Annotated in this window: 2 protein-coding genes; both read left to right on the top strand. The window is 30.4% G+C overall.

Annotation, left to right across the window (positions count from 1 at the left end; all coding sequences use genetic code 11):
* On the top strand, positions 1-936 hold a 936-nt coding region (locus ACOYLT_RS11860), incomplete at its 5' end, for a lysostaphin resistance A-like protein (protein WP_422854043.1).
* A 210-nt stretch (positions 937-1146) separates the two neighbouring features.
* The coding region (locus ACOYLT_RS11865; protein ID WP_422854044.1) for a hypothetical protein at positions 1147-1669 on the top strand (523 nt) is incomplete at its 3' end.

The following is a 1669-nucleotide window of genomic DNA, read 5'->3' on the forward strand; positions in this document are numbered from 1 at the left end:
GTTGCGGGAAAACAGAACAAAAGTAGGATCGAAACATACTTGACAAATTTTTGGGTGAGTAGATTTAAAGGCATGTTTTATTTATCCGCAATTATATTTGGGTTTGTTCATTTAGCTAATTTTGAATATTCAATCCCTTTGTTGCTTTTGTCACCAATATTAATTGCCCCACAATTTATTGGTGGACTTTTTTTCGGTTACTTACGGGTAAAGTATACGCTAGCTTTAGGATATTTCATGCACGCTATTCACAATGCTATTTTTATTTTAGTACCTCTCATATTTATGAGTGGAGCTATTGAAAAGCTTACTATCAAGAACAATGACTATTCATTGAGGATTGAAGAACCTACTTTCGGAGCGAATAAAAGTGTTTCATCCATATATACTGATAGTGTCAGTTTTAAAGGAACACGTTTGCAATCAATCATTGCTCTTATTCTTGAAAAAGATGAATCTCTTATAGAGACTAATAACAATCAAATGGTTGAGAAAAAAATTAATTTGAATTTTAAAAAATATTCAAAAGACAACTCTGACTATAAAAAAATAATACTAAAACACTTATCGCAGGTATACAATTTTAATCTTGAAAGCACTAAAAAAAAGCAGGAAACATGGGAACTATATGTACAGGATTCTTTGTTATTAACTAAGTACAAATCAAAGATTATTGGAAAGTCAATCAATATAATATCATTAAAAGAAATAAAAATCGAAAATTCAGACTTAACCTCGGTTGCGAATATTCTAACATCAAGTTATAAAATCGATATCTTTAATAGCAATAAAAGTACTGAAAGGTTTGATTTCATTATTCCTAAAAAGGATTTTTCTGAACTAGAAAAAACATTGAATTCAAAATATGGACTTTCGTTAAAGAAAACCCAAAAAGAAATCGAACACACCTCTATAAACTTTTCAAAAGTAAAATAAACGGGAACTGTAGAATATCCACGATTTTGTTAAAGTTCTAAGTAGCTTTATTCAGTGCTGGAAAGTTAATTTTTGCGCTTGCAATAATTTGTGGATTATTTATTTTTAATTTTGGCAAAGGATAGTTTTGTGATTTCTATTCCAGTAAATCGCAAGGCTACTAAAATTATCGGAAATTTAAATACTACACCATCAGTAAAAATACAAAATATGAAACGTATAAAATTTATTACCACAATTATCATTCTTATCAGCTTAGTTGCTTGTGCGCCACCTGTCACTTTTGATGAGCCACAGCCAACAAACACAGACAATTTATCGGAATTTCCCAACCGCTTGCAAGGACATTACTTAAGTAGTGCCGACAGTTCCGCATTGATAATTGATGTAAAAACAGTTCAGAGAATTTACGATTTTGACTATAAAATTCATCCGTCACAAATTGACAGCAACTCACGACTTTCTGGTGATACAATTATTAACTTAACTACCAACACAAGAGAAATTGTTCAACGAGCCGGTGATAGTTTAGTAACTCACATTAACTACATCGACACATTGTTTCAAATTGACTATGATAATGTTGTAAGAAAGTTCAAAGGGTTTTATTTTTTAAACAAACGGCTTGACAAAGATAGTTGGGAAGTAAAGAAAATTGAATTATTAAAAGGGCAACTAATTGTTAGCAGTATTTCGTCTAAAGAAGATATAGAAAATTTAAAAGCAATAACCG

The organism is Flavobacterium sp. (genome assembly GCF_049318185.1).
Taxonomy (GTDB): Bacteria; Bacteroidota; Bacteroidia; order Flavobacteriales; family Flavobacteriaceae; genus Flavobacterium.